23 protein-coding genes and 2 tRNA genes are annotated in these 26,725 nt (G+C 56.3%); 8 read left to right on the forward strand and 17 right to left on the reverse strand.

Annotation, left to right across the window (positions count from 1 at the left end; translation table 11 throughout):
• Positions 1 to 62: 62 nt before the first annotated feature.
• Entirely contained in the window at positions 63 to 839 is a 777-nt protein-coding gene (locus tag ACE3SE_RS12485; protein ID WP_374555700.1) for a sulfite exporter TauE/SafE family protein, read from the reverse strand.
• A 205-nt stretch (positions 840 to 1,044) separates the two neighbouring features.
• Here ACE3SE_RS12485 and ACE3SE_RS12490 point away from each other — a divergent pair, with 205 nt between their 5' ends.
• A complete protein-coding gene (locus ACE3SE_RS12490) occupies positions 1,045 to 2,664 on the forward strand; it encodes a DUF945 family protein (protein ID WP_374555702.1) in 1,620 nt (539 codons plus the stop codon).
• 71 nt (positions 2,665 to 2,735) lie between these two features.
• On the opposite strand, the gene ychF is transcribed toward ACE3SE_RS12490, so the two are convergent.
• The 8 genes from ychF to ACE3SE_RS12530 all read right to left on the reverse strand — a co-directional run bounded on the left by ychF (position 2,736) and on the right by ACE3SE_RS12530 (position 9,521).
• The gene (gene ychF, locus ACE3SE_RS12495) at positions 2,736 to 3,827 is read right to left on the reverse strand and encodes a redox-regulated ATPase YchF (protein ID WP_062788843.1); all 1,092 of its coding nucleotides are present in this window, start codon (positions 3,825 to 3,827) and stop codon (positions 2,736 to 2,738) included.
• 61 nt (positions 3,828 to 3,888) lie between these two features.
• Complete coding sequence (pth, locus tag ACE3SE_RS12500) at positions 3,889 to 4,473, reverse strand: aminoacyl-tRNA hydrolase (RefSeq protein WP_197077171.1); 585 nt, start codon at positions 4,471 to 4,473, stop codon at positions 3,889 to 3,891.
• A 74-nt stretch (positions 4,474 to 4,547) separates the two neighbouring features.
• Positions 4,548 to 5,108: a 50S ribosomal protein L25/general stress protein Ctc gene (locus ACE3SE_RS12505; RefSeq protein WP_045846689.1), complete on the reverse strand. Its 561-nt coding sequence runs from the start codon at positions 5,106 to 5,108 to the stop codon at positions 4,548 to 4,550.
• Between the two features lie 60 nt (positions 5,109 to 5,168).
• Positions 5,169 to 6,152, reverse strand: coding sequence for a ribose-phosphate pyrophosphokinase (locus ACE3SE_RS12510; protein WP_045846690.1), 984 nt, complete (start codon positions 6,150 to 6,152; stop codon positions 5,169 to 5,171).
• 89 nt (positions 6,153 to 6,241) lie between these two features.
• A tRNA-Gln gene (locus ACE3SE_RS12515) sits at positions 6,242 to 6,316 on the reverse strand.
• A gap of 8 nt (positions 6,317 to 6,324) precedes the next feature.
• Complete coding sequence (gene ispE, locus ACE3SE_RS12520) at positions 6,325 to 7,176, reverse strand: 4-(cytidine 5'-diphospho)-2-C-methyl-D-erythritol kinase (RefSeq protein ID WP_374555705.1); 852 nt, start codon at positions 7,174 to 7,176, stop codon at positions 6,325 to 6,327.
• A gap of 42 nt (positions 7,177 to 7,218) precedes the next feature.
• Positions 7,219 to 7,770 carry a lipoprotein insertase outer membrane protein LolB gene (gene lolB / locus ACE3SE_RS12525; protein ID WP_374555707.1) on the reverse strand — a complete coding sequence of 184 codons (552 nt, stop codon included), beginning with the start codon at positions 7,768 to 7,770 and terminating at the stop codon, positions 7,219 to 7,221.
• Entirely contained in the window at positions 7,767 to 9,521 is a 1,755-nt protein-coding gene (locus ACE3SE_RS12530; RefSeq protein ID WP_239689517.1) for a tetratricopeptide repeat protein, read from the reverse strand. Before ACE3SE_RS12530 ends, lolB begins: the two co-directional genes overlap by 4 nt.
• An 87-nt stretch (positions 9,522 to 9,608) precedes the next feature.
• Between ACE3SE_RS12530 and mutM the strand changes: the two genes are divergently transcribed.
• Together mutM and ACE3SE_RS12540 are read left to right on the forward strand one after the other, a co-directional pair.
• Positions 9,609 to 10,424, forward strand: coding sequence for a bifunctional DNA-formamidopyrimidine glycosylase/DNA-(apurinic or apyrimidinic site) lyase (gene mutM / locus ACE3SE_RS12535; protein ID WP_374555709.1), 816 nt, complete (start codon positions 9,609 to 9,611; stop codon positions 10,422 to 10,424).
• A 42-nt stretch (positions 10,425 to 10,466) separates the two neighbouring features.
• The gene (locus ACE3SE_RS12540) at positions 10,467 to 11,297 is read left to right on the forward strand and encodes a lysophospholipid acyltransferase family protein (protein ID WP_045846695.1); all 831 of its coding nucleotides are present in this window, start codon (positions 10,467 to 10,469) and stop codon (positions 11,295 to 11,297) included.
• On the opposite strand, the gene ACE3SE_RS12545 is transcribed toward ACE3SE_RS12540, so the two are convergent.
• Complete coding sequence (locus ACE3SE_RS12545) at positions 11,224 to 12,045, reverse strand: symmetrical bis(5'-nucleosyl)-tetraphosphatase (protein ID WP_045846696.1); 822 nt, start codon at positions 12,043 to 12,045, stop codon at positions 11,224 to 11,226. The genes ACE3SE_RS12540 and ACE3SE_RS12545 overlap by 74 nt on opposite strands.
• Before the next feature lie 150 nt (positions 12,046 to 12,195).
• Between ACE3SE_RS12545 and ACE3SE_RS12550 the strand changes: the two genes are divergently transcribed.
• Positions 12,196 to 14,211 carry a UvrD-helicase domain-containing protein gene (locus tag ACE3SE_RS12550; RefSeq protein WP_374555711.1) on the forward strand — a complete coding sequence of 672 codons (2,016 nt, stop codon included), beginning with the start codon at positions 12,196 to 12,198 and terminating at the stop codon, positions 14,209 to 14,211.
• Between the two features lie 71 nt (positions 14,212 to 14,282).
• Here ACE3SE_RS12550 and ACE3SE_RS12555 read toward each other — a convergent pair whose 3' ends face one another.
• On the reverse strand, positions 14,283 to 15,023 hold the full coding sequence (locus tag ACE3SE_RS12555; RefSeq protein WP_045846698.1) for a c-type cytochrome: 741 nt from the start codon (positions 15,021 to 15,023) through the stop codon (positions 14,283 to 14,285).
• Positions 15,024 to 15,163: 140 nt separating this feature from the next.
• Here ACE3SE_RS12555 and ACE3SE_RS12560 point away from each other — a divergent pair.
• A tRNA-Arg gene (locus tag ACE3SE_RS12560) sits at positions 15,164 to 15,240 on the forward strand.
• Between the two features lie 147 nt (positions 15,241 to 15,387).
• The gene (locus ACE3SE_RS12565) at positions 15,388 to 15,663 is read left to right on the forward strand and encodes a hypothetical protein (protein ID WP_374555713.1); all 276 of its coding nucleotides are present in this window, start codon (positions 15,388 to 15,390) and stop codon (positions 15,661 to 15,663) included.
• Positions 15,664 to 15,727: 64 nt separating this feature from the next.
• On the opposite strand, the gene ACE3SE_RS12570 is transcribed toward ACE3SE_RS12565, so the two are convergent.
• Positions 15,728 to 16,036, reverse strand: a complete 309-nt coding sequence (locus ACE3SE_RS12570) for a restriction endonuclease (RefSeq protein ID WP_374555715.1) — start codon at positions 16,034 to 16,036, stop codon at positions 15,728 to 15,730.
• Positions 15,976 to 16,557 (reverse strand): YagK/YfjJ domain-containing protein, encoded by a 582-nt coding sequence (locus ACE3SE_RS12575; RefSeq protein WP_374555717.1) that lies wholly within the window; start codon positions 16,555 to 16,557, stop codon positions 15,976 to 15,978. Before ACE3SE_RS12575 ends, ACE3SE_RS12570 begins: the two co-directional genes overlap by 61 nt.
• 1,795 nt (positions 16,558 to 18,352) lie before the next feature.
• On the opposite strand from ACE3SE_RS12575, the gene ACE3SE_RS12580 reads away from it, so the two are divergent.
• The gene (locus ACE3SE_RS12580; RefSeq protein WP_374555718.1) at positions 18,353 to 19,108 is read left to right on the forward strand and encodes a hypothetical protein; all 756 of its coding nucleotides are present in this window, start codon (positions 18,353 to 18,355) and stop codon (positions 19,106 to 19,108) included.
• Positions 19,109 to 19,110: 2 nt separating this feature from the next.
• A complete protein-coding gene (locus ACE3SE_RS12585; RefSeq protein WP_374555720.1) occupies positions 19,111 to 19,713 on the forward strand; it encodes a hypothetical protein in 603 nt (200 codons plus the stop codon).
• A 66-nt stretch (positions 19,714 to 19,779) separates the two neighbouring features.
• Here the strand turns inward: ACE3SE_RS12585 and ACE3SE_RS12590 are convergent, their stop codons facing one another.
• The 4 genes from ACE3SE_RS12590 to ACE3SE_RS12605 all read right to left on the reverse strand — a co-directional run bounded on the left by ACE3SE_RS12590 (position 19,780) and on the right by ACE3SE_RS12605 (position 26,703).
• Positions 19,780 to 21,252, reverse strand: coding sequence for a tyrosine-type recombinase/integrase (locus ACE3SE_RS12590; protein ID WP_374555722.1), 1,473 nt, complete (start codon positions 21,250 to 21,252; stop codon positions 19,780 to 19,782).
• 635 nt (positions 21,253 to 21,887) lie between these two features.
• Positions 21,888 to 22,361: a bacterioferritin gene (bfr, locus tag ACE3SE_RS12595; RefSeq protein WP_045846699.1), complete on the reverse strand. Its 474-nt coding sequence runs from the start codon at positions 22,359 to 22,361 to the stop codon at positions 21,888 to 21,890.
• 8 nt (positions 22,362 to 22,369) lie between these two features.
• Positions 22,370 to 22,840 (reverse strand): bacterioferritin, encoded by a 471-nt coding sequence (gene bfr / locus ACE3SE_RS12600; RefSeq protein ID WP_045846700.1) that lies wholly within the window; start codon positions 22,838 to 22,840, stop codon positions 22,370 to 22,372.
• A 182-nt stretch (positions 22,841 to 23,022) separates the two neighbouring features.
• A complete protein-coding gene (locus ACE3SE_RS12605) occupies positions 23,023 to 26,703 on the reverse strand; it encodes a transporter substrate-binding domain-containing protein (RefSeq protein ID WP_374555725.1) in 3,681 nt (1,226 codons plus the stop codon).
• Positions 26,704 to 26,725 lie beyond the last annotated feature (22 nt).

Here is a 26,725-nt window from a genome sequence, read left to right on the forward strand (position 1 = left end):
GCCAACCAGGTGGCAGACCGTAACGGGCTGGCGGGGACAGAAGTCGCCAGCATACTCCAGCCTCAGCGGATAAACAGCCATATTGTCAGTGCGGTTCCCACCACCACCACAAAGGCGCGCAACTGGCGCTCCGGCAAACGGTGCATCAGCCAGCCGCCCACCACGCCACCGGCAATGCCGCCAGCCCCCAAGGCCAGCACCGCAGCCCAGTTGATTTGTGGCGACATGGCGAAAATGGCCACTGCCGATGCATTCATGGTCATGGCCAGTGCGTTCTTGGTGGCAGTGGCCATACGCACCTGCTGGCCGGCAATGGTGAGTGCCGCCAGCATCAGGAAACCGATACCGCCACCAAAATAGCCGCCATACACCGCAATTGCACCCTGAATCAGCAGCAACAGCGGGGTGGGCAAGTGCCGTGGAGGCGCATCTGGGTCCACCACCGGCTTGCGACGGAAACTGCCCCAGGCAAACACGCTGGTTGCAAACAGCACCAGCCACGGCACCAGCCGGGTAAAGATGCTGACCGGGGTGGAGAGCAGCAGCAAGGCACCCAGTACGCCGCCAATCAGGCTGACAACAAACAGATGACGAAACGGCACCGGCCCCACGCCACCCACCAGCTTGCGCCCGGCCAGCGCCGAGGTGATCTGGCTGGGAAACAGCGCAATGGTGCTGCTCATATTGGCCGCCAGCGGGTTGAGCCCTACCAGCAGCAAGGCGGGAAAGGTAATGAAGGAGCCGCCTCCCGCCAGCGCATTCTGGATGCCGGCATACAGGCCGGCTGCGGCAATCAGTGCCAGCAGGGGTAGCGGTAAAGGCTGCGAAAAATGAAACATGAACGGCCCCAAGATGGATCAGCCGGGGATTGTCCGGCGACAAGCGCTCCATTTTGCCCGGAATGCCAGGGCATGGACACCCGGATGTTCCCCGGCATGTGCTGCCGGCAATGCAAAAGCGGGCTGGTGCGGCCTTCCTTCCCCTGATAGTCTGGCAAACATGTCAGCGATAGGCGTATGTCATTCAGCGCCACAGGGAGATGCAATGAAGGCAATCAAGATAAGCGCAGCGCTAGCAGGCCTCGTGGTGGCGGGATGGTGTGCCATTGCCCCCGGCATTGTCGGCATGCGCTATGAAGAAAAAATGCGCAGTGACTTTGCCACGATGGCCGACAAGGCTGGTGGTTCCATGCTCAGCCTGCAACAGTTCGACCGTGGCTGGTTCACCTCCACCGCCAGGGTGCAACTGAAGCTGCCCATCGGCAGCCAGGTACAGGTGATTCAGCTGGACTACAAGATCAAGCAGTTGCCGCTGCCTTTCATCCGCTGGTCCCGCACCGACATCAGCTTCACGCCAGTGGATGAACAAGGCAAACCAGGCCTGCCCCTGCCGCTGACGCTGGAAAGCATCCGCAAGACCGATGGCAGCAATGAAAGCCATCTTGCCGGCCATGACGTCATCGTCAACACGGCGGCCGGTACCTTCACCTTCAGCATCGAAGGCAAGGCCCACACCAAAGAAGGCGAGCCGGTCAGCTACGACTTCACACTGCCCACCTTCAGCTTCCTCGCCGCCAACAGTGGCAATAATGGCCTGGTCCTGCGCATGAATGATCTGAAGCTCAATGGCCAGGTGAGCGCTTTCAATCAGCCCGATGCCGCATGGGCCTCACAAATGAAGCAGCAACTGGGCGGTGCCAGCCTGCTGGCTGGTGCCACGCCGCTGGCCCAGGTGGGCCCAAGCCGCATGGAGATCAAACTGGATGACAAGGGTGGCAATTTCGATATCAGCTACCTGACTCATCTGGACAGCCTCAAGCTATCCCCTCCCGGCCTGCCCGCGCAGGAGCAGGACAATATCGACCTCGACTTCAGCTACACCAACCTCAACAAGCAGGCCTTGCTTGCCTGGCAAGCCGACACCATGGCACTGGCCAGCCGTGCCGACCTGCGCAACAATCCCGCCGCCATGCATCAGGCATCCATGGCGCTGGTCTACAAGCACATGGGTGCCTTCCTGGCACAATCCCCGTCCTTCAATCTGCAACGCCTGTCACTGCACATGCCCAAGGGCACGATCCAGGGCAGTTTCTCCATCGGCTTTGATGGCAGCGGCGTCAAGGCCGCCGACATCACCCTGCCCTGGCTTGCTGCACAAGGCCAGCAGCGCAGCACGCTGAAAGCCAGCCTGGCGGTCGAGCGCAGCCTGCTCGACGCCCTGGCCCCTTCCAGCCAGGCCAAGGCACAAGCCGAGATGATGCTGACCCAATGGCAAACGCAGGGGCTGATCAAGAACGATGGCAAGGTCATCAGCAGCAGCCTGCTGATTGATCGCAACGGGGTAAAAGCCAATGGCCAGCCGCTGAACCTGCCGGGCCTCATGTCGGGGATGAACAACAGGCCCGCACCAGTTGCACCAGCGCCGGAAGCTGCGCCGGCCATGCCGACAGCGGCCGAGCAGCAGGCCAGCACAGCACCTGTACCGGCCAGCACAGCACCAGCCCCTGCTGCTGCCCCTGCTGCCACGGCGGCACCGGCATCGTCACCGGAAGCCAAAGCAGGCCAAGGCCACATGCGCCTGCCCGGCCCCCGGCTTGACCTGCGCTACTGCCTGCGCCAGCACGGCGACCTTGCCATCATCCGCTGCGCCAACCGGGGCCGTTAGACGCCAGCCAAACAAAACGCCCCCGGACTTGGCATCCGGGGGCGTTTTTCATTGGGCGTGGGTGAGGCTGATCAGACGTTGAACAGGAAGTTCATCACGTCACCATCCTGTACCACGTATTCCTTGCCTTCGGAACGCATCTTGCCGGCTTCCTTGGCCTTGGCTTCGCCACCCAGGGTGATGAAGTCATTGTAGGCAATGGTTTGCGCACGGATGAAGCCGCGTTCGAAGTCGGTGTGGATCACACCGGCAGCCTGCGGAGCGGTGTCGCCCACGTGGATGGTCCAGGCGCGTACTTCCTTCACACCGGCGGTGAAGTAGGTTTGCAGGCCCAGCAGCTTGTAACCGGCGCGGATCAGGCGGTCCAGACCCGGCTCTTCCAGGCCCATTTCGGCCAGGAATTCAGCCTTGTCGGCATCGTCCAGGTCGGCAATTTCGCTTTCGATGGCCGCACACAGGGCAACCACCGGCGCGCCTTCACGCTCGCCCAGTGCCTGCAGCTTGTCCAGGTAGGGGTTGTTGCTGAAGCCGTCTTCCGACACGTTGGCCACGTACATGGCAGGCTTGATGGTGAGCAGGCACAGCGGCTTGAGGATGGCCTTTTCTTCGTCGGACAGGTCCAGCGAGCGCACCGGCTGGCCCTGGTCCAGATGCGGCACCAGCTTTTCCAGTACGGCGATCAGTGCGCGGGCGTCCTTGTCACCGGACTTGGCTTTCTTGCCTTCGCGCTGCATGGCTTTTTCTACCGAGGAGAGGTCGGCCAGCGCCAGTTCGGTGCCGATGGTTTCGATGTCGGCAATCGGGTCTACCTTGCCGGCCACGTGCACGATGTTGTCGTCGTCAAAGCAGCGCACCACATTGACGATGGCGTCGGTTTCGCGAATGTTGGCCAGGAACTGGTTACCCAGGCCTTCACCCTTGGAGGCACCGGCTACCAGACCGGCGATGTCAACAAACTCGACGATGGCAGGCTGGATTTTTTGCGGGTTGATGATCTTGGCCAGCTCGGCCAGACGCGGGTCCGGCACTTCCACGATGCCCACATTGGGCTCGATGGTGCAGAAAGGATAGTTGGCGGCCTCGATACCGGCCTTGGTCAGCGCATTGAACAGGGTGGACTTGCCAACATTGGGCAGGCCAACAATACCGCACTTCAGACTCATGTCAGCATTCCTTGATTAGGTTCACTAAGATGCAGGCCGGCATGTGGTCCGGCCCGTGAAATCACTTGGCTGCAGTATGCAGCTCTTTCATCGCCATCGCCATGTTGCCGGCAATGGCCAGCGGCAGGTAGGTCTGTGCCTTGAGCACGGCGTCGTCGATGGCGCTCTGTTCTTCGGCACGCGGCTTTTTCAGCACAAAATTCGCCACTTCGTTGCGGTCGCCCGGATGGCCGATGCCTAGACGCAAACGCCAGAAAGCGGGAGAACCCAGACGGGCCGCGATGTCTTTCAGGCCGTTATGACCGCCATGGCCACCGCCCTGCTTCAGGCGGGCCGTACCCGGCGGCAGGTCCAGCTCGTCATGCACCACCAGGATTTCATCAGGCAGAATCTTGTAGAAATGCGCCAGCGCCAGTACCGCCTGCCCGGACAGGTTCATGAAGGTCATCGGCTTGAGCAGCCAGATATCCTGACCTTCTATCGCAACACGGGCAATATCACCGTGAAACTTGCCTTCTGTCCGCCAGTTGCCCTTGTATTTCCAGCACAGCTCGTCCAGCAGCCAGAAACCGGCGTTATGACGGGTTCTTTCATATTCCGGCCCGGGGTTACCCAGACCGACAATCATGCGAATGGAGGACATGATCGGATTTTCCAGTAAAAAGGCCCGCTGCAGGCCTAAGCCTCACAACGAGCCCTTGTTCAGACAAACACTAGTGCTTAGGCGTTGGCCAGAGCGATAGCGGCGTCTTCACCACGTACCAGAGCGGTGATTTCAACACCAGCCGGCAGTTTCAGGTCGGACAGGTGAACAGCTTCGCCAGCCTTGATGGCGGACAGGTCAACTTCGATGAACTTCGGCAGGTCGCCCGGCAGAGCGCGAACTTCCACTTCATTGATGATGTGGCTGATCTTGGCGCCTTGCAGCTTAACGGCTTCCGATTGGTCGGCGTTAACGAAGTGCAGTTGAATCTTTACGTGTACTTTCTGGCTCAGGTCAACACGTTGGAAATCAATGTGCAGAACTTGCTGTTTGTACGGGTGGTTCTGGAAGTCACGCAGGATGACAGCTTGCTTCTGGCCGTCGATAACCAGATCCAGGATCGCAGAGTGGAAAGCCTCTTCCTTCAGTGCGTAAAAAATGGTGTTGTGGTCCAGAACGATGGACTCAGCAGCGCCATTGCCGTATACCACGGCCGGCAGTTTGCCAGCGTGACGCAGGCGGCGGCTCGCACCAGTACCCATCTCTTCGCGCTTGGCGGCGATCAGTTCGTAAGACATGTAATACTCCAGTATTTCAAGTTAAAGGCACCAGCCCCGCCGCGACCAGCGGGCCTGATGTTACGGCAGGCAAGCGCCCGACGAAACCAGTTCCTCATTGAAGAGGTAGGACACCGATTCCTCGTTGTTGATGCGGCGCAGCGTCTCGGCCAGCAGGCCGGCGATGCTGGCAACCCGGATGTTCGGGCAGGCCAGGGCCTGTGCAGTCAACGGAATGGTGTCAGTGACAACGACCATGTCGATGTCGGAATTCTTGATGCGATCCACGGCCTGGCCGGAGAAAATCGCATGGGTGGCATAGGCCAGTACGCGCTGGGCACCGCGCTCTTTCAGCGCAGAAGCGGCCTTGCACAGGGTATTGGCGGTGTCGATCATGTCATCCACGATCAGACAGGTGCGACCGGATACATCACCGATGATGTTCATCACCTCGGCCACATTGGCCTTGGGACGACGCTTGTCGATGATTGCCAGATCGGTGTTCAGCGCCTTGGCCATGGCACGGGCACGTACCACACCGCCCACGTCCGGGCTGACCACGATCAGGTCGTCGATGCGCTGGGAACGGATGTCCTTGAGCAGTACCGGGGTGGCGTAAACGTTGTCTACCGGGATGTCGAAGAAGCCCTGGATCTGGTCAGCATGCAGGTCGACGGTCAGCACGCGGTCGATACCGGCACTGGTCAGCATGTTGGCCACCAGCTTGGCGGAAATCGGCACACGGGCGGAACGCGGACGACGGTCCTGACGGGCGTAGCCAAAGTACGGAATGGCTGCGGTGATCCGGCCGGCAGAAGCACGCTTGAGCGCGTCGGCCATGGTCAGGATTTCCATCAGGTTGTCATTGGTGGGAGCACAGGTGGACTGCAGGATGAACACGTCGCGTCCGCGGACATTCTCCAGCAGTTCGACAGCAACTTCGCCATCGCTGAACTTGCCGACATCGGCACGGCCCAGGGAGATATCCAGATGCTTGACTACGTTTTGAGCGAGTTCCGGGTTAGCGGTCCCGGTAAATACCATCAAACTGTCGTATGACGCCATGATTCCATTTGCCTTAGCAGGATAAAGAAAAAGCGTGTAAGGGATTCTTACACGCTTTTTTCATGCTCTCTCTTATTGAGAGAAAGTCTTGGCTGGGGAGGTAGGGATCGAACCTACGAATGCCGGAATCAAAATCCGGTGCCTTACCACTTGGCGACTCCCCAATAAACTTTTAAACAATGTCCAACAAGGGGTGGCTATTCAGCCCTTCTGCAACAAATCCCTTATATTTTCCGGACATTGCCTGATAAACTTTATCGGCTTCTTCCTTCGACTGGCACTCAAGGAACACACATGCTCCGGAACCAGTCATCAGCGGCGAACCATATTTTTTCAACTCGCTCAGTACTTCATTCACCGCCGGGTACAACCCTGAAACAACTTGCTGCAGCTCGTTTCGTCGTTGCTGCGTTGTTTCGAGGATTCGCATTATGCTGATGCTGCCTTCCTCTGTCAACACTCTTCCTGCAAATTTCTTAAATATTTCTGCAGTTGGTACATGTACCCCGGGATGAATTACAACATACCAAGCCGGTTTGAGATTGATTTCATTCAGTTTTTCGCCAATTCCGGTAGCCAGCGCATTCTTGCCGAAAATAAACACCGGAACGTCTGCTCCCAGCTGCAAACCCAGCTCCATCAATTTTTCACGCGACAGATTTGTCTGCCACAAATGATTCAGCGCCAGCAAAACAGTGGCGGCATCCGAACTTCCGCCCCCCAATCCACCGCCCATCGGGATGCGTTTGGTCAGACGAATGCTGGCTCCCTGGGTAGCGCCACTGGCTTGTTGCAGCAAACGCGCCGCACGCACGGTAAGGTCCTGCTCGGGTTCAACACCGTCAATCGGGTTAAGCAGCACGATCTGCCCATCGTCGCGTACGGACAGTTCCACCGTGTCGCTGAAGTCGATGAAGCGGAATACTGTCTCCAGCAGGTGATAACCGTCAGCGCGCTTGCCGACGATATGCAGCAGCAGGTTGAGTTTGGCCGGAGCAGGATAGGAATGGAATGTTTGGTTCATACGAAAGCAGATTCGGTGAATACGTGAAATCGGGGCGCGGCTTCAATGCCAGCTTTGCGGCAACAGGCGGACGGTGAGGCGGTCGCGCTGCATGTCCACCCGCTTCGGGTAAAGGGAAGGTACGTCGGCATCACTGACAAAGCGGATGGTCCAGCCCTGTTGCGCCAGGCTGCCATCGGCGGCGAACTGGTACGGAGCGTCCGGGGCCGGCAGGCCGCGTATCCACCACACCAGATTGCCCAGCGGCAGTGTCCAGCCCAGTACATCCTGGGTGAGTGATTCAACGTCAGTGGCTTGCCAGGTTTTGCCATCGGCCTGCAGGCTGACACCAGCCGGGTTGCGCTGCAGCCTGGCCACGGTGGTACCCAGCGGGCTATTCACGGACAGTTGGTCTGCATCCGGCTGATGCGCCCAGTCAAACTGCCCGACCGAGCCCTTGCCATCCATATTGACCGAAATACGGCCACTGACATTGAAGGCCTGATCGCGCGCGGTGCTGCTCGTGCTGGCGGCAGGACGGAAAACGGTTTCAGTGGCGCAGCCGGTCAGCAACAGGCTGCCGGCCAGCCACATCAGGGCAAGGCGCTGCTTCATGGCTGATGAAAGCGCTTGAGCGCATCTTGCAGGGCTTCATTATCCGGGTCCTTGCCCAGCGCTTGCTGCCACAGGCTGACGGCCTCTTGCTTGCGACCCAGCTTCCACATGACTTCACCCAGATGGGCCGCCACTTCGCTATCCGGCAGCGCAGCGTAGGAGCGTTGCAGGTACTTGAGCGCGGCTTCGGTGCGGCCCAGCTTGTACAGTACCCAGCCCATGCTGTCCTGGATCATCGGATTTTCCGGATCAGCCTTGAGCGCCCTCTCGATATAACCCAGCGCTTCCTGATGACGGTTGCTGCGGTTGGTGAGGGTGTAACCCAGGGCATTGAGTGCCTGGGTGTCGTCCGGCTTTTCCTTGAGCAAGGCTTTCAGGTCGCGCTCGGCATCGCCCAGATTGCCCAGCTGGTCGGAAACCAGAGCGCGGTCATACAGCAATTCCGGAGAACGCGGCCAGCTTTCCAGCGCCTGGCTGAGGATGCGATAGGACAGGTCGTAACGCTTGGCATGCCGTGCCAGATCGGCCTGCTGCATGGCCACTTGCACTTTTTCCTGCTCGCCCTGCCCCAGCGGTGCCAGTCTTTGCAGGGCCTGATCCAGCTTGCCGGCCTCGGCATCCAGTGCCGCCAGCCTGGCCTGGGCTGGCAGGTATTGCTGGCCACTGGCAACCGTTTCGTACCATTGCCGCGCCGCTGCCTTGTCCTGCCGCTCTTCGGCAATCTGTCCCAGGCTGAAACGGATGAAGTCGGCTTCCGGATGCTTTTGCTGCAGGGCTGCACTCAGGCGCTGGTCGGCAACGTCCAGGTCGCGCAGCTGATAGGCCAGCAGGCCGGTGGCATAGAGCAGGTCGGGATTGTCCGGGTTTTGCTTGAGCAAGGCCTCAAACGCGACGCGGGCCTCGGGGAAGCGCTTGGCCCCCACCAGCAGGCGCGGATAGGCCATGCGTAACTCCAGCCCGGCATCCGGGCGTCGTGCCAGTTCCTGCTGCAAGAAGTCGATGGCCTGCCCCAGCCGGATGCGGCGCAGGCGGTCGGTTTGCCAGGCAACCGGCAAGTCCCACTTGGGAGCGATTTTCGCCAGCCGGTCGAATTCCTGCTGAATGGTGGCGTCATCATTCACTTCGGCAGCGACGGCAATCACGGCAAAGCGTGCCTCGGGCAAATCGGGATACTGGCTGGCCAGCCGCTTCACCAGGGTATAAGCCGCTTGCTTGTCGTCCTGGCGGGCGGTGAGTCTGGCCAGCTGGACAAATACATCGCGTGCACGCTGCGGTTCACGTTTGAGCAGGTCCTCCACCAGCGGCTGGCTTTCGGCCAGCTTGCCTGCGCGCAACATGGTAATGAACAGCTGCTCGCGCGGAATCTGCGATGTCGGGTCCAGCGTCATCCACAGTTCCAGCGCATTGGCCGCTTCTTTCAGCTGGCCGGTAAACAGGGCGAATTCCGCTGCACGCTGGGCCAGACGGGGGTCGCGCGTTTGCCTGGCCAGATCGAGGTAGGTCACCGCTGACGAGGCGGCAGCACCGCGCTGGGCAGCAATTTCACTGGCCAGCACACCGTAGACGATTTGCGGGGTCAGCTCTACCCGCGGCAAATTGGAATTGTCCTCGGCCACTGCGGTAGTGTCTTCATCCGCGCTTTGCTCGGCAGCAGTTGCAGCCGTTTTGACCTGGGTTGGCGTCTTCAGGCTGGTGCAGGCTGACAACAGCAGCACCAGCAGCAGGGAAAGGGGTCGATTCAGCGGTTTCATTCGCATGGAGTCTGTGCCGGTTGAGCGCGTAGAATAGCACGCTCGGTTATTTGATCTAGTCAATCTTGTCCTGAAAGCGAAAGCAGCATGCCCGAACTGCCGGAAGTCGAAACCACCCGCCGCGGCGTAGCGCCGTATCTGGATGGCGCCACCCTGCACGGAGCCATCGTACGCGAGGCGCGCTTGCGCTGGCCGGTGCCACCACAGCTGGATAGTCTCCTTGCCGGTTTGACAGTACGCGCAGTCACGCGTCGTGCCAAGTACCTGCTCATACATTTCGACAGCGGCACCTTGCTGATCCACCTGGGCATGTCCGGCAGCTTGCGTTATGTCCCGGCCGATACGCCGCCGCAAAAACATGATCACATCGACCTGAAGCTGGACAGCCACGTGCTGCGCTACCGCGACCCACGCCGTTTTGGTGCCATGCTATGGCATGTCGGCCCGCCGGAACATCATCCGCTGCTGCAAAAGCTGGGCCCGGAACCCTTGTCCGAGGCGTTTGACGGCGCGGTGCTGCATGCGGCCATCCGCAAGCGCAATAGCGCCATCAAGCTGGCCATCATGGACAACCACGTGGTGGTGGGCGTGGGCAATATCTACGCCAACGAATCCCTGTTCCACTCCGGCATTCATCCGGCACGCGAAGCCAGCGCGCTGAGCCTGGCCGATTGCCAGCGGCTGGCAACACAAATCAAGCGGGTACTGGCACTGGCCATTGAGGCCGGCGGCAGCACGCTGCGCGATTTTGTGAATACCGAAGGCAAGTCGGGTTACTTCCAGCAGGATTACTATGTCTACGACCGGCAAGAGCAGCCCTGTCGCGCTTGTGGCAGTCCGATTCATCAGATACGGCAGGGCCAACGGAGTTCCTACTATTGCCCGCTGTGTCAGCCATGCTAGAGTGGCAAATCATTCAAACCCGCACATGAAGCGCCGCGTATCTTGAAGTCCACTGCCTCTACGTCTTATTTCACCCGCGCCAGCCGTTTGCTGCGCCTGGTTTGCCACATTGCCCTGGGCATTTTCATTGTTGCCACCCGCTATCCGCGCCTGGCGCAGGCCGAGCGTGCGGTGGTGACCCGGCGCTGGTCTGGTCATTTGCTGAAGATTCTCGGCATCACGGTCAAGGTGGAGGGGGTGAACCCCGGCTTTTATCCGCCCAATACCCTGCTGGTGGCCAATCATGTGTCCTGGCTGGACATTTTCGTGCTCAGCAGCTGCACGGTCTCGCGCTTTGTCGCCAAGCGTGAAATCCGCTCCTGGCCGCTGATTGGCTGGGTGGTGAATGCGGGCGGCACGCTGTTCATCGACCGCAGCAACCGCCGCGATGCCAGCCGGGTGAATCAGCTCTTGGCCGACGCACTGGGCAAGGGCAGCTGCATGGCAGTGTTCCCCGAGGCCACCACTTCGGATGGCCGTGGCATCCTGCCGTTCAAGGCCTCACTGTTTGAAGCCGCCCTGCCTTCGCGCAGCACGGTGCAGCCGGTGTCCATGCGTTATCAACTGCCGGATGGCAGCCTGACCACCGCTCCGGCTTATGCCGGTGACACCACCTTCTGGCAAAGCATCAAGTTGATTCTGGCGCAGCCGGCGATGGAGGTTGCCCTCACCTACGGTCAGCCGATGAAAGCAGGCGAAGGCGAGTTGACCACGCGCTTCGCCCTGTCGGAACGTGCGTTCCGCGAAGTCTGCCTCGGGCTCAGGCTGCCACTTCCCGATACGCCGGGCACGGCAGCGAAAACGTCTGCCTGTCCTCCAGCCGAAGTGCAGTAAGGCTGCCGCCCCACAGGCAGCCGCTGTCGATGGCGAGAACATCCTCGGTCAGGTGCAAGCCCAGCGCCGACCAGTGACCGCAGATGATGGGGGTATGGCTGCTGCGCCGCCCCTTGGCCTCGAACCAGGGAATCAGGTTGGCCGGTGCGCCGTCACGCTCGCCCTTGTAGGCGAGGTCGATTTCACCATCACGGGTAATGAAGCGCATGCGGGTCATGGCATTGACGATGACGCGCAGGCGCTCGGCCCCCTTGAGCTCATCCGACCAGCGAACCGGCTTGTTGCCATACAGCCGGGACAGGAATTCGCGGTAGTAAGGGCCGGACAGGCCATCTTCCACCTCTTCGGCCAGACGCAGTGCCCGGTCGATGCTCCACTCGGGCAACAGGCCGGCATGCACCATGGCATAGCCCTGCTCGGCAATCATCAAGGGCTGACAGCGCAGCCAGTCCAGCAATACCTTGCCATCCGCCGCATTGAGAATGTCTTCCACCGTATCGCTGCGGTGCAGCTTGCCAAAGCCTTCTGACACGGCCAGCAAGTGCAGGTCGTGGTTGCCCAATACAATCTGCACCCGGTCCTGCTGCTGGAATACCCAGCGCAGCACCTGCAAGGATTCCGGCCCACGATTGACCAAATCGCCGGTCAACCACAACGTGTCCTTGCCGGGATTGAAGTCAATCTGCCGCAGCAGTTGCTGAAATGGGCCGAAACAGCCCTGAATGTCGCCAATTGCGTATGTTGCCATCTTCACCTCGGACAGTGCGACAGGCCAAGCCGGTGCCAGCCGCCGGGAGCCACATGATACCGCATGCTACAATGCAGCACCTTGGTTACCACCATGCAACGCTGCTGAGCGTTTCTGCCAGCGTCTGCCTTCATTGCCGGAATTCCACCCATGGCCGCACCACAGCTTAATCCGCCGCAACGCGAAGCAATCCATCACCTCGACGGTCCCTTGCTGGTACTGGCCGGTGCGGGCTCCGGCAAAACGCGGGTGATTACCTACAAGATCACCCACCTTATCCGCCACGGCAATATCCCGGCACGGCATATCGCCGCCATCACCTTTACCAACAAGGCCGCGCGCGAAATGCTGGAACGGGTGGGCAAGCTGCTCACCGCCCAGGAAATCCGCGGCATTACCGTGTCCACCTTCCACTCGCTTGGCATGCAGATACTGCGCCAGGAAGCCACTCACCTCGGCTACAAGCCACAGTTTTCCATTCTTGATGCCTTCGATGCCGGCAAGATCATCGCCGACATCCTGAAAAGCACGCACAAGGACGAAGTGCGCAAGGTGCAAAGCCAGATATCGCTATGGAAAAACGACCTCAAAAGCCCGGACCAGATGCTGGTTGAGGCAGAAGGCGAATGGGAAAGCATCTGCGCCCGCACCTATCTGGCCTATCAGGACACGCTGACGGCGTATCAGGCGGTGGATTTTGACGATCTCATCCGCCTGCCGGTACAGCTGTTCAAGACCCACCCGGAAGTGCTGCTCAAGTGGCAGGGCAAGCTGCACTACCTGCTGATCGACGAATATCAGGATACCAACACCTGCCAGTACCAGATGGTGAAGCTGCTGGCCGGGGTGCGCGGCCAGTTCACCGCCGTGGGCGATGACGACCAGTCCATCTACGCCTGGCGCGGTGCCAATATGGAAAACCTGCGTCTGCTGCAACAGGACTACCCGCAGCTGCGCATCATCAAGCTGGAGCAGAACTACCGCTCCACCGCGCGTATCCTGCGGGCGGCCAACTCGGTAATTTCCAATAATCCCAAGCTGTTTGAAAAGCAGCTGTGGAGCGAACTGGGCCTGGGCGAACCCATCCACGTGGTGCAATGCAAGGACGAAGAACACGAGGCCGAACTGGTGGTGCAACGCTTGCTGGCGCACAAGTTTGAATACCGTACCGAGTTCAAGGACTACGCCATCCTGTACCGTGGCAATTATCAGGCGCGCATTTTCGAACAGGCGCTGCGCAACCAGCGCATTCCCTACCAGATGGCAGGCGGACAAAGCTTCTTCGACAAGCCGGAAATCAAGGACGTGCTGGCCTATCTGCGCCTGCTGACCAACCCGGATGACGACCCGGCCTTCATCCGCGCCGTCACCACGCCCAAACGCGGTGTAGGAGCCGGGACACTGGAAAAACTGGGCGGCTGGGCCGGTCAGTGCGGCAAAAGCCTGTTTGCCAGCGCCTTCGAACCGGGTTTCCGGGTACAAGTGCAAAATACCCAGCTGGAACCGCTCAGCCAGTTCTGCGACTTCATCAACCGCCTGCAATACCGTGTCATCCGTGAACCGGCTGGCGAACTGGCCATGGAACTGGTCAAGGCCATCGGCTATGAAGCCTGGCTGTATGACAGCGAGGACAGCCCGCGCATTGCCGAAACCAAATGGAAAAACGTGCTGGAGCTGGTGGCATGGCTGGCCAAGAAGGGCGAGGCCGATGGAAAGAACCTGATCGAGCTGTCACAGACCATCGCCCTGATCACCATGCTGGAAGGCCGCGACGAAGGCGAAGTGGATGCGGTGAAAATGTCCACCCTGCACGCATCCAAGGGGCTGGAGTATCCGTATGTCTTCCTGGTGGGAACTGAAGAAGGCATTCTGCCGCACAGCGAATCGGTGGATAACGGCATGGTGGAAGAAGAACGGCGCCTGATGTACGTGGGCATCACCCGCGCCCAGCGCATGCTCACCCTCTCCTACTGCGTGAAACGCCGCCGTGCGGGCGAATGGCAGTTTGTCGAACCATCACGCTTCATTGCCGAAATCGACGGCAGTGACCTGCGCCACTTTGGCCGCCCCGGCGCAGAACCCATTGTCAGCAAGAGCGAAGGCAAATCGCGGCTGGCCAGCCTTTCGGCCATGCTGGCGGAAAAGACCAAGCCGGCAGATAACTGAACCTCTCTTGTCATCCAGACATAAAAAAACGCGCTGCAAGCAGCGCGTTTTTCATTGGCAGAGTGTTCTGCTTATTTGGCGTTATTCACCATGTATTCAACAGCTGCACGGAATTCCGTATCGCTACCACCGAAACCACCCTTGGGCGGCATGGCGTTCAGGCCCTTGGTGGCAATCTTCACCACTTCGTCCAGACCAACCTTGGTACGCTCAGCCCAGGCAGCCTTGTCGCCAAACTTCGGCGCACCGGCAGCACCACTACCGTGGCAGGCAACGCAAACGCTTTCGTAAATCTTCTTGCCAACCACAGCCGGGTCAGCCGGAGCGCCAGCAGCAGCGCCACCAACCGGCGGTTCGGTAAACTTGGCACCACCTGCATTACCCATGTAGGCAACAGCACGTTTTACTTCATCGTCGGTCAGGTCAGCAGCGCCACCCTTGGCCGGCATGGCGTTGAAGCCTTGCAGCGCATGCTGGGTCAGCACATCCCAACCCTTGGCAATACGCGGGCCCCAGGCACCGGCATCACCAAACTTGGGCGAACCAGCCAGGCCCTGGCCGTGACAGGAAATACAAATGGCCTTGAATACCTGCTCGCCGGTACGCATGCCCGGAGGTGCATCGCTGACCTTGGCTTCGCCTACCGGTTTCAGACGAGCGGCAACAGCCTCCTTGGTCATGACCTCGGCATCAACGTTGTAACCACCGGTAGCCAGCTTGGCCAGCAACCAGATTGCCACTACCAGACCAACAACGACGCCAACCAGGACCTTGATAACCTGACCGGGAGCCATTCCGTTCTCATTACTCATTCGAGCCTCGCCTGAAAAAAATGACAATTAAGATGGAGTGGGATTATACGGTAAGCCGCGAAGCAAGGCAAAAACCATACACTGGACTCGGGCATGCCCTTTGCGCTATGATCCGCCCTGCTTTGCAGCAACATCACAGCGCACCCGTAGCTCAGTTGGATAGAGTGTCAGTTTCCGAAGCTGAAGGTCACAGGTTCGATCCCTGTCGGGTGCGCCAATAAATTCAACCACTTAGAGTAGTTTAACTCTAAGTCATGGCACTAAAAATACCTCTGGGGGACTTCCTGGGGGACTCCTAGCATTTCTCGACTCACCGCTCATCTACCATCACCGAAAGCCCCCCTGCTTCTTCTTTGACGTAGCTATGGCCAGATTCTTCAAATTTTCTTCCGAAGAATGTGTTGTGGCGGTGACAACCAGCTACGCTAACAGCCCACCGATCACCAAGACCCTGCACACTCAACAATCCACGCCAAGTCGTGCCTTGCATCAGTATGACCTACCAGACTTTTTCAAGCGTCTGGCCAGCTTCGATGGCAACAAGCAGACCGCACTGATGATGGAACTAGCCCTACTCACTTTCACCCGGGTAGGTGAACTGCAAACTTGCCAACAGAAACTAAAAAAGCCAACTTGGTAAGTTGGCTTTTTGCTCACTCATGCTGGGCTCCTTAGCGCAAAGAGACCCAATCAATTCATCTATCTCACTTCACCAACTCCATCAACCTGCCGAAGCTGTCCACCACGTCGTACTTGACCTGCTCCGGGGAGAACTTCTCGTTGATGTCGTCGAAGAACCTCCGGGCGCACTTAATCTTGGTTTTCTCGATCTCGCGCAACTCCATGCTAGACATCGAGCCCTTGGTTTCGGCCACAAAGTAGACGTGTTTGACAGCGCCTTCCTTGAATGAGATCGCCCAGTCGGGGTTGTAGTCGCCTACTGGAGTGGGGATCAGGAACTTGCACGTGTGAAAAACGCGGCACTGGAAGATGGGGAGTCCCGCTCCAGACAATACACTGGGTTAACCGGAATGTGCACCAGCCCTGCCGCATCCTCGATGCAAACTTGCAGCGCACTGGACCAAGCCTCTACCAACTTGTTAAACAGGTTGTCCCGACCCAGTTCAAAGTAGCCCAGCGTGCTGAAGGCCGAATAGTTCAGCAGGATGACCAGATGGAAGTGCGATCGACAGGCATTGGCATTCTCCTTCGCCCACACCTGGCGTACCTTGGTCAGGTTGGCGGAGGAATTCTGCTGCCTTGCTTTCTTACGGTTGTGCTGCACCTTGGCATCGAACGACTCGATGAAACGAGAAATCAGCTCGCCTTCACTCCTGATGATGCCTGGCGGAAGATGAAGATCCAGTCGGAATGCCAGCACCTTGGCATAATCACGCAGTGCGTACTGGATGGACTGATACAGCTGTTCCAGATACTCCGCAATGTACGGAGCATGAGCGGGGTTCAATGGTAAGCTGCGATAGTACGTGCCACTGTACAAGGACAGGTTGGAATTGTTCGGATGGCATGCCATGGTACTGCTCCTGTGTGATGTTCCATAGCATCACCAGCAGCAATAATTTTTGACTGCACACCCCACACCATCACACTCGGCTACAGGTCTTAAGCAGTCACCTCCGAGACCTGACTCTACCCTCATCTCCTGAACACCAAGAGCTCATGGAAGCAGCAGGCTCAGTTTGCACTCACCATGCCTCACAATGCAAAGTTATGATCAAATAAGTATTTATCAATTCCTGTCTGTTTCCTGCCAATAGCCATCACTGAATCACCACTATCGTACGCCAATTCCATCGTAGCCTATGTATCTCGATAGTCATTCCACCCCTGCTCTTCATTAACAATGACTAGCCATGAGGAATGATAAGGCTAAAATACTCCAACGAAAGCAGAGTAAAGAAAATATATCACACGAATCAGAACAGCCCTGCATGAAATAGCCTCCATCTCCTACAATGACCAACACGATTAAAATAAATTGATGCAGTAACATCGATCCAAAAAAGCTGCATCGACTCCATCCACGCCCATCAACAATGGATAATGAGCCATATAAAGCAATGAAATGCATAGCAGTATTAATTGACCCACATAGTCTGAGCAACGATTTCCTTAACTACAACACAATAAGAAAACATCTCTAGTTGCACCAACCTGAAAGAGTGGCACTTAGAAACTCACTACACGCGAATAGAACCTAATACAACGATCAACCTAGCTAGTCAAAGAGCCATAAAAACAATCAAATTTTTACGTTCGCACATTCAGCTCTACCAACGCACAGACGTGATCTGTGATAGCTATTAGCATCGTCCATACAGCATGGCGTTTGGCATTCAAAATACTTTCTTTGCAGGCAAGCTTGCTAATCAATCACACTCGACATGGTATTGCTAATACATCAATCCAGCTGGCTATGTCACCCACCTACCTAAGTATTAACTTTCGAATAAACTAGTAGTAATACTACCATTAACCGGGTAAGCAATTTCTATCAAAGCAACGCTCTCATAACGAACAATGGTGAACTGAACCGTTCAACATCAAGATTGGCATAGTGCGCAATGAAAATATCTACTCCGGTAAAATAATTGCTCCGAATAGAAAGAAAAACATCATTCAGCACAGCCAACCCCATTGTCATCGATAGGCCATCATGAGCAGCCAATCCGGCCTCTTGGCAACGTCGGGCATCCCTCTCCAGCTCGGCCTACGGGGCCATCAAACAGCACCATCAGCACCTAGCCCTGCGAGCCTACCAATCCAGCCTCTCCGACCTCCGCGCTTCACGACACACATACCCACAGGCAGCAACCCCAGAGTACGTTCCACACATTCCTTACTGCATGGCAACCGCGTAGTCAGCTCCATGAACCAGCATGCCACCACCGTGCGCCATCTTACGCCTGACAATAGCAGGGGTAGAAAAGTCCCCTTCAGTCATGAGGATAGCGCTTATTCAACATCACACCTAGATAGAAAAGTTGTTCCTTAAAGGAAAAAAAACATGAATGTAACCTAGTGCGAGCCTTGATTAATACTATATTTGATATAGAAAACGTATAGAGTTAGTCTTGATTTACTCTAGAGTAAATTACAGAATTTCATCATGAGGGATTGAAATGACACAACCTACCTCCGACCCGATGTCCTACCTGGAACCGATCAAGCAGTCCTCGCTGGAGATCAAGAATGCGATCTCGCAACTCAGCTTGGTCTTTCCTAACGAAGTCATCAACATGCGACTAGTCAACTGGCTGTGGCACTTCATGAGCACAGAACCGCTCCTCATCTACCCACTCCCACCCATGAACTACAACACACCACAAGGCTTGATTGATCTAGCAGCGTTAATGGCACTATCTGGCGATAACCGGCACTACAATGAGATTAGAACAACTAAGAACAGCATGCTGGTTAATGAAAACTGCCTAGAATGGATACTACGTGAGGGCGATCAGGAACGATTAATTAGCTGGCTAAATTTAATAAAAATAGAGACTGGATTATATAATTTCGCTGAATCATTTTCAGTGAATGAAAAGAATACCAAAGAGTTCATAACCAGCATTGATTGCAAACAAATTTCCGTAATAATAAAATCCCAATCAATACATTTACTTGAAAACAAATGGAGGGCATTAAAATCAACTGATAAAATATTTACTTGGTTTGGAAAACATGACACGCAATCAAAACTAGCCACAGCATACTCCTGGCTTTGTGACAACTTAGAACAACTCAAACCAACCCCATCACAGATGGCATCGCAACTCCCACAGCAAAACTTCCAAAGCATTACCGATCTCATCATTTACTTTGATAAAATTACGTCAAACACATCCGAAAAAATTCTTTACATTGATAGGATAAAAAGAAGATTCAATCAGGCAAAATATAAAGAAAAAGTAAAAAACAAAAAGCAATGCAATTATGTTCTGAAAATTAAAACAATATCAATGCTAGAAGAATTAGCAAAAATAAATGACAAAAAAATGACAGAAATTATTGAAGATCTAATTAATGAAGAATATAACAAAACCATATCTAGCACTCCGCAATAAAGATGCACCACACATACAGAAAAACTAATTTTAAAAAAATGACACTAAATAAAACAACCAAGAGAAAGCCATGCTGGCGCGACGTGAAATCCAGTCTAGAAGACTTTGATCGTGCAGGTCTTATCGGGCTGGTACAAGATATGTATGCCGCTAGCAACGATAATAAGGCCCTCCTTCACGCTCGATTTAGTCTGGGAGACGACCCTCTGAAACCTTACAAAGATATGATCATACACTGGATAAATCCACAGGATTTTCGTAGTCCAATTTCGGTCAGTAAAGCCCAAAAGGCGATCCGTGATTACAAGAGAGCACAGGGACACGCTGAGAGCCTGGCAGAACTAACCGTGTTCTACTGCGAAGAGGTGTTCAAATTTCTTGCAGGTTGCGGCATAGACGACGAAGGGTTTTATGATGCACTGGTGCGGATGTTTGAGCAGGCGCTGCAATACATACTGACCTTGCCAAAAGCACAGCAGACTGCTTTCTTGGTTCGGCTTGACCACGTGCGCCAACTGGGACAGGAGGTTGGCTGGGGTGTAGGTGATGACTTCGACCATTTCTGGTCAGCGGCAGGTTTGGCAGAGGAAAATGATGCAAGCTAAAAAGTGGTGAGCATTTGGCCACACCACCTTCATGGAAGACAGTGATGTCGATGGCGAGGATCCAAATCAGGCTCTTTTGAGCTGAACAACATTCCCACCTTCTATCAAGGGAAGTTGACCATTCGCACAGCGCTCAAGTGCGCTCCCCAGCAGATCCAGTGTTTTGCAGCGCTGTTCCCAATGGGTATGCCTTGCATAACGCCCAGTCGTTTTAGCATCCGGCCTTGCATGAGCCAAGACCCTGGCAACCATGTCCCGCTCAACGCCCAACTCTTCCATCCGAGTGGCTACAGTGCGGCGCAAATCATAAAGAGTCCATTTACCCCCAGGAAGATTGTAGAGGTCGTAGTCCTGCTTGGCCCGACGGCACTGCATGCGCTTGGCAAAGCGAGCCTCAAACTTTGCGTTCGACTCATCGGGTGCACGGTAGAACTGACGGCTACTGATGTCATTACCTACATTAGTCCTCAAGATGTGGTCGTTCTCTTTTCTCGGTGCCGGAAAAACGAAATCACCTGTTCGGATCGCTTGCATGGCATCTAACTGCCTGATGGCATACTCTGACAAATGAATGTGATGCATCTTGCGCTTCTTCATACTGCCAGCAGGGATGATCATCAACCGCCTCTCAATATCAATCCATTGCCAGCGCAGTCGCACCGCCTCACTCGAGCGAATACCCGTAGCCAGCATCAAACACATCAAATGCTTACCGGTCAGTGCCTGGGTACTTTTGGGCAGTAAATCCGAGAGTAGCGTCACCAGCTCTGAGAACTGTAAGGCCCGCCCAGCCAGGGAGTCCTCCAGGTCATTGCCGACAGCCTCTTCTCCTCGTGCAGTCAGATATTGTTGAATGTCGAAATTTTCAGGCAGTTGATCCGATCTGACTGATCTCTGCTTCTTCGGAAGGACAAGGCGTCCCAACGGGTGATCATCCGCCACATACTGACGCTCGATACCCCATGCAACGACTTGCTTCAACAAGGCCAGCACCCGACGCGCAGTTTCCTCTTTACCTTCTCGTACCATCTGATCGTAACGCTGCAGCATCGGCTGCTTCTCTGCGATATCGATCTTCTGATGACCAAGAACGGGAGTAATGTGACAGCGCCAGTGAGATCTGCGTACTGCGCGCCAATGAGTATCAAGCGTTACGCCATGACTGGAATCCCAAGATTCGAACAACTCATCCATGGTCATGACTAGGGCAGCCTGTTGCTCAAGCTTCACACGCTCAAGCATCTCCGCTTCTTGGCGCGTTCTCTCCTCTTCTCGCGCTTCAACAGGATCTACTCCTTCTGTGCGCTGTTGCCGCAGGCGATTGGCTTCCTCTCGGGCAGAAGCCAACGTCCTGTCAGGATAACTACCAAGCCCAATTTTTTTTATCCCAGAGGAAGACTTGTATTTGAATAGCCAGTCTTTTGCCCCCGTTGGACGAACGCGCAGAAAAAGGCCGTCACCATCACCAAGGAGGTACTCCTTTTCCTTGGGCTTGGCCCCTTTGCTAATCTTGGTTTCAGTCAACAAATCACGAGGCATTTTTCACTCCAGACAGCTGGTCTCTGGGGGACCAATCGGGGGACTCCGGGGGACTTCCTGGGGGACCAAATAGTCATGGCTTGTATAGTACATCCCTGGACATTACAGGACAACAAACCTAAATTTATCGTTTATATTCAATGACATAAAAACACATAAAAAACAATATTGGATTTCTTCGGACAATGAAAATTCAGATTCCGAAGCTGAATGTCACAGGTTCGATCCCTGTCGGGTGCGCCAATAATATCAAGCATTTAGACAAAACTCCCCGTCAATGCTGCAGGTAAAACGCCCCTGAGGGCATACCCCGGATTGTTCTTCTTGTTTCCAGAGTCACCCCGCATCGTTCATTTCCCAAATTGTTATGTACAGAATTTTCACTATTGCCATGGGTAAATTCTGCTAAATATCGTTCTAGTCATGTGTTGCTGTGATAACAACCAGGCAGCACATCCGCACCAGCCCCTGCTCTGTTACCACTCCCCTTGGTCAGAAGTGCCATGGCAAATTCCAACATGCCACCCATATGTAAAACTGCGATCAGGCAGAAAAACAGCCAGCATGCGTTTGCAGGCTGGCTGGTATTGCGCTGCAGCGAGTCAAGGCCGCGTAGACGTCTGTAAAGATATGGGTCAGGACTGGATCTGGCTTTGCAGGTAGTTGGCCAGGCTGACATCCCGGATCAGGCTGAGCTGGGTTTCCAGCCAGTCTATGGTTTCTTCGCAGTGTTCCAGCAGTTCTTGCAGCAGTTCGCGGCTGACGTAGTCCTGCTTCTGTTCGCAATGGGCGATGCCCTCTACCAGCAAGGGGCGCTGTACTTCGAGTTCATAGCGCAAGTCGCTGCGCAGGCACTCTTCCACGTTTTCGCCGATATGCAATTTGCCCAGGTCTTGCAGATTGGGCAGGCCTTCCAGAAACAGGATGCGCTCGATCAGTTCATCCGCTTCCTTCATCACGCGGATGGATTGCTTGTACTGGTAGTCGTTCAGCCTCTCCAGGCCCCAGTTACGGAACATGCGGGCGTGCAGGAAATACTGGTTGATGGCGGTCAGTTCGTTGCGCAAGACGTGGTTGAGCAGCTTGATGACGGATTTGTCTGCTTTCATGGGTGTCCTTACGCCATCTGGCTTTGCAGGTAGTTGGGCAGGCCGGTCAGGTCAATCAGTCGCAGCTGTTTTTCCAGGAAATAGGCGTGGTCCATTTCGGTGTCATCCAGTTGCAGTACCAGCATTTCACGGCTGACAAAGTCTTCTGCCTGTTCACACTGGGCAATACCTTGCTTCAAGGCAGCAGTGACCTTGTACTCCAGCGCGAGGTCTGCCTTGAGCATGTCGGGAACAGTCTTGCCGATGTGCAGTGCTTCGCGCTTGCTCAGGTCGGGCTTGCCTTCCAGAAACAGGATGCGCTGGATGATGGCCTGCGCGTGTTCGCGTTCGTGGGCGGATTCGTGCAATGCCTTTTCCGCCAGTTTGCCAAGGCCCATGTCGGCATACATTTCACCATGCAGCAAGTACTGGTCGACCGCGGTGAGCTCTCCAGCCAGCAGCGTGTTGAGCAAATCAATAATGGCTTGTTTGCCTTGCATAAGGGAATTCCTTCCGTCTGTGATATACAGCTGTACCCAGGCCACGGCCTTAAGCACATGAACATCACGGATTGTAACGGGTATATCCGCTTGCCGGATGCTATCCGTGCAAGGTTCTGAAGTCATCAGTCTAGTACCATGCCGCGGTCAATGCACAACAGGTGCAGCAGTCCTGTTCTGGCTCAGGATGAAGAACCCTGATTGGCCTGTGCCGAACTGAGCGCTTGCAGTTGCTTGTCCAGTACCGCCTGCAAATCATCCACCGCGGCATACAGGGCTTGCACCTGTGGCAGGGCTTCGCTGATGTCTTCATGCTCGTGGCAATAGGCTTCCAGCGCCTGACAGCTGTTGATCACCTGGCTGGCACTGATGATGCGGGCGGCTCCCTTGATCTGGTGCGCCTGCCGCGCTACCCCCGGGCTGTTGCCCAGCAGTACCAGCGATCTGAGCGCCTCCGAGTCATCCTGCAAGCCTTGTCGCAGGTGTGACAGCAACTGATGAAGCTGCTCGTCTTCCATGAACTCCAGTTCGTTCAGGCTGTAACTGACAGCGGGAATGCTTTCTTCCAGCTCCAGCCTGTCTTTCATGTGATGTTGCAGGCAGACGCGCAGGCCGGAGAGGCTGACGGGCTTGAACAGGCAGTCGTCCATGCCGGCGGCCAGACAGCGTGCCTTTTCGTCCGGCAGGGCGTTGGCAGTGAAGCCCAGCAACAGCACAGGCGGGCGTTGCTCCTGCTCTTCTTGCTGCCGGATTGCCTGTGCCAGCTGATAGCCATTCATTTCCGGCATATTGCAGTCGGTAAATACCACGTGGAACTGCCCCTGCTGCCACAGCATCAGGCCTTCGCGGCCATGGGTGGCCGTGCTGGTCTGGTGTCCGAGATAGCGTAGTTGCTGGGCCAACAGCAGCCGGTTTGCCGCATTGTCATCCACCACCAGTATGCGCAAGGCCAGTTCATCGTCCAGTCCGTTGCTGCCCGGGGTCTGGCTGGCCGGCGCTGTCGGAACATAGGCCTGTTCCGACAGCGGCAACCTGAGTTCGATATCCAGCCGGGTGCCGTCATACAGGCGGCTGCTGAGGTTGAGCGAGCCTTGCATCATTTCACACAGGGTGCGGCTGATCACCAGCCCCAGGCCCGTGCCGCTGTGTACATTGCGTGCTGTGCCACGTGCTTGGCCAAACGGCATGAACAGGCGCTGCTGGTCTTCTTCGGAAATGCCGATACCGGTATCGGTGACGCGGATGTGCACCAGCAACTGCTGATCGGGCAGCAGGCTTTGGCGGACCCGGACATTGACACTGCCCTGGGTGGTGAACTTGATGGCATTGCTGAGCAGATTGGACAAGATCTGCTTGAAGCGAAGCGGGTCGAGCATGACTTGCCACTGTGCCGGGTCTGGTGGCTCTACATCCAGAAACAGCCCCAACTGCTTTTGCCGCGCCAAGCCGTCAAAAACCCGCACCACGGACTGGGATAGCTCCAGCAGGTTGCAAGGCTCCGGGTTCAGACTGAGATGACCGGATTCGATGCGCACGATATCCAGAATGTCGCCAATCAGCCCCAACAGCCCCTGTGCCGAGTCATATGCCACCTGCAAGGACGGCCGGTCGACCATGCCGTGTTCTGCCTGACGCAAGGCCAGCTCCAGCATGCCGATGACGGCACTCATCGGCGTGCGGATTTCATGGCTCATGGTGGCCAGGAAGGTGGTCTTGGCCTGGCTGGCCTTGTCAGCCTGATCCTTGGCGGCTTGCAGTTCTTCAATCAGCCGGCGCCGTTCGCTGATGTCAATCCAGCCGCATATCACGCCGCGAATCACCCCTTCGGTATCGCGGAACGGCTGGATCCAGTGAAAGGCAGAGACATGCTGCTTGTTCAGCATGACCTCCCGGTCCCGCTGGATGGGCACACCGTATTCGATGGCCAGCTGGTAATCCTGGGCCAGTGTGGTGCGGGTCTTGTCATCAATGTCGATGAGGCCGCCAATATTGTCGCGATGGCTCATGGCCTCTTCACGCGTCAGCGCCAGCGCCTGCAAATAATGCTCGTTGCAGCTGATGAGCAAGCCCTTTCGGTCCAGCACATAAACCGGATAAGGGGTGACATCAATCAGCGTGGTCATGAAGTTGAGCTGGTCGTTAAGGGCCTTTTCTGCGGTTTGCCGCTTGACGATCTGCTTGCGCAAACGGCTGTTCCAGGCCAGGGACACCAGCAACAGGATGCTGGCTACCCCGATCACCAGATAGATCAGACCCAGGCTGTAGTCATACCAGCTTTGGTTGCTGGCCCCCACATTGGTGCGCCAGCGTTCATTGAACAGATTGTCCAGGCTTTCCGGCCCGATGCTGAACAGGGCCTTGTTGATGATGTCGCGCAGCATCGGCTCGTCTGCCTGCATGGCTAGCGTCAGGGCATTGGTGGGCAGGCCGGTGATATTCACTTCACGCAGCTTGCCGTTGAACAACAAGGGCAGGTAGTAGCGGCTGTTCATGGTGGCCACCAGCGCCATGTCGGCCTTGCCGTTTTCCACCAAGTCGAATGCCGATACCGGGTTATTCACCTCCTTGAATATGGCACCGGGTAGTACCTTGCCCCAGCCCATGGCTTCCACCAGGCCGCGATTGACCGCAATCACCTTGTTGTGCAGATCGTCCACACTGCGCGGCGCATCGGCATTGTTGCGAATGACCAGATTGTAGGAAAGATAGGTCACCGGATCGGACAACAGCAGGCCCAGCTTGTGTTCACCACCAATGCGCACTGGCGTGACCGCAAGGTCAACCTGCTTGTAGCGCATCATTTCCATGGTGTTTTCCAGCGAGTGCGACTTCTTCACTTCCAGTCGCACTCCGATACGTGGCGCAATCAGCTCCAGCAGCTCGGCAGTGGCACCGCGCCATTCGCCCTGGTCATCAAAAAACGAAATAGGTGCCAGCGTATGGCTGGCCGCTATGCGCAGCACCGGATGCTGTTTGAGCCATTCCCGCTCCGCCGGCGTGAAGTTGATGGGGAAGGCATAGGGCTGCAAGAACATGGCGCCGCCACTCCAGCGCTGCATCAATTGCAATTGCTGGGCCTGGCCCAACTGTCCCAGTGCCTTGTTGACCGCCGTTTGCAAGGGACCGCTGCCAGCCGGCATGGCAAAGGACCAGTCACTGTCCCAGCGCGCACGGCGAATGATGCGCAGGTCATCCACCAGATTCTGATTGGCTTCGTAATTGATGGCGGTGGCATCGCCCATGAACAGGTCGATCTGGTGGGCCTGCAAGGCGGCCAAGCCTTTGGCTACCGAGTCGTAATAACTGATATCCGCCTCAGGGTAGACCTCCCTGGCCAGCGCAGGGGAATGGTAGAGTTGGCGCATGCCAATGCGCACCTTGTGCGGATTGGGTTCCTCAAACCCCACCAGCACAGGCATGTCGCGCAGATAGGGCTTGCTCAGCTGCAACTTGTTGAGTTGCAGTTCGAAGGGCGTGACCGCACTGAGCAAATCAATCTCACCGCGCACCGCTGCTTCCATGGCCAGTTGACGGCTGGCATAGCTCACCACAACGGGCTTTACTTTCAGCGCCTGGCCCAGATAGCCAAGCACATCGGCACTCACCCCCTGAAAGGTGCCGCTCATATTGCTGATGTCGAAGGGCGGCAAATCGCGGGCAACACCAAGACGCAGCACTTGCTTGTCATGCAGCCACTTGCTTTCCTCCGGCGTCAGCTCCAGCCGCCCAGGCACATTGAGTGGCTGAGCCAGCAAGGTGAGTGGCTGCGGAGCAGTAGTCGGTGCAGCAAGCGACGTTGCCGCCATGCTGGGCACGGCCTGCAAACAACAGCAGATGACGAAGCAGCGAAACAAGAAGTGCATGGCATTCCCACTGTTCAGTATT

It is taken from the genome of Aquitalea pelogenes, assembly GCF_041914625.1.
GTDB lineage: Bacteria > Pseudomonadota > Gammaproteobacteria > Burkholderiales > Chromobacteriaceae > Aquitalea > Aquitalea pelogenes.

Coding starts and splice junctions, on each gene's coding strand:
- ACE3SE_RS12485 (WP_374555700.1), bottom strand. CDS start 839: ATGTTTCATTTTTCGCAGCCTTTACCGCTACCCCTGCTGGCACTGATT.
- ACE3SE_RS12490 (WP_374555702.1), top strand. CDS start 1,045: ATGAAGGCAATCAAGATAAGCGCAGCGCTAGCAGGCCTCGTGGTGGCG.
- ychF (WP_062788843.1), bottom strand. CDS start 3,827: ATGAGTCTGAAGTGCGGTATTGTTGGCCTGCCCAATGTTGGCAAGTCC.
- ACE3SE_RS12505 (WP_045846689.1), bottom strand. CDS start 5,108: ATGTCTTACGAACTGATCGCCGCCAAGCGCGAAGAGATGGGTACTGGT.
- ACE3SE_RS12510 (WP_045846690.1), bottom strand. CDS start 6,152: ATGGCGTCATACGACAGTTTGATGGTATTTACCGGGACCGCTAACCCG.
- ispE (WP_374555705.1), bottom strand. CDS start 7,176: ATGAACCAAACATTCCATTCCTATCCTGCTCCGGCCAAACTCAACCTG.
- lolB (WP_374555707.1), bottom strand. CDS start 7,770: ATGAAGCAGCGCCTTGCCCTGATGTGGCTGGCCGGCAGCCTGTTGCTG.
- ACE3SE_RS12530 (WP_239689517.1), bottom strand. CDS start 9,521: ATGAAACCGCTGAATCGACCCCTTTCCCTGCTGCTGGTGCTGCTGTTG.
- mutM (WP_374555709.1), top strand. CDS start 9,609: ATGCCCGAACTGCCGGAAGTCGAAACCACCCGCCGCGGCGTAGCGCCG.
- ACE3SE_RS12545 (WP_045846696.1), bottom strand. CDS start 12,045: ATGGCAACATACGCAATTGGCGACATTCAGGGCTGTTTCGGCCCATTT.
- ACE3SE_RS12550 (WP_374555711.1), top strand. CDS start 12,196: ATGGCCGCACCACAGCTTAATCCGCCGCAACGCGAAGCAATCCATCAC.
- ACE3SE_RS12555 (WP_045846698.1), bottom strand. CDS start 15,023: ATGAGTAATGAGAACGGAATGGCTCCCGGTCAGGTTATCAAGGTCCTG.
- ACE3SE_RS12565 (WP_374555713.1), top strand. CDS start 15,388: ATGGCCAGATTCTTCAAATTTTCTTCCGAAGAATGTGTTGTGGCGGTG.
- ACE3SE_RS12575 (WP_374555717.1), bottom strand. CDS start 16,557: ATGGCATGCCATCCGAACAATTCCAACCTGTCCTTGTACAGTGGCACG.
- ACE3SE_RS12580 (WP_374555718.1), top strand. CDS start 18,353: ATGAACTACAACACACCACAAGGCTTGATTGATCTAGCAGCGTTAATG.
- ACE3SE_RS12585 (WP_374555720.1), top strand. CDS start 19,111: ATGCACCACACATACAGAAAAACTAATTTTAAAAAAATGACACTAAAT.
- ACE3SE_RS12590 (WP_374555722.1), bottom strand. CDS start 21,252: ATGCCTCGTGATTTGTTGACTGAAACCAAGATTAGCAAAGGGGCCAAG.
- bfr (WP_045846699.1), bottom strand. CDS start 22,361: ATGAAAGCAGACAAATCCGTCATCAAGCTGCTCAACCACGTCTTGCGC.
- bfr (WP_045846700.1), bottom strand. CDS start 22,840: ATGCAAGGCAAACAAGCCATTATTGATTTGCTCAACACGCTGCTGGCT.
- ACE3SE_RS12605 (WP_374555725.1), bottom strand. CDS start 26,703: ATGCACTTCTTGTTTCGCTGCTTCGTCATCTGCTGTTGTTTGCAGGCC.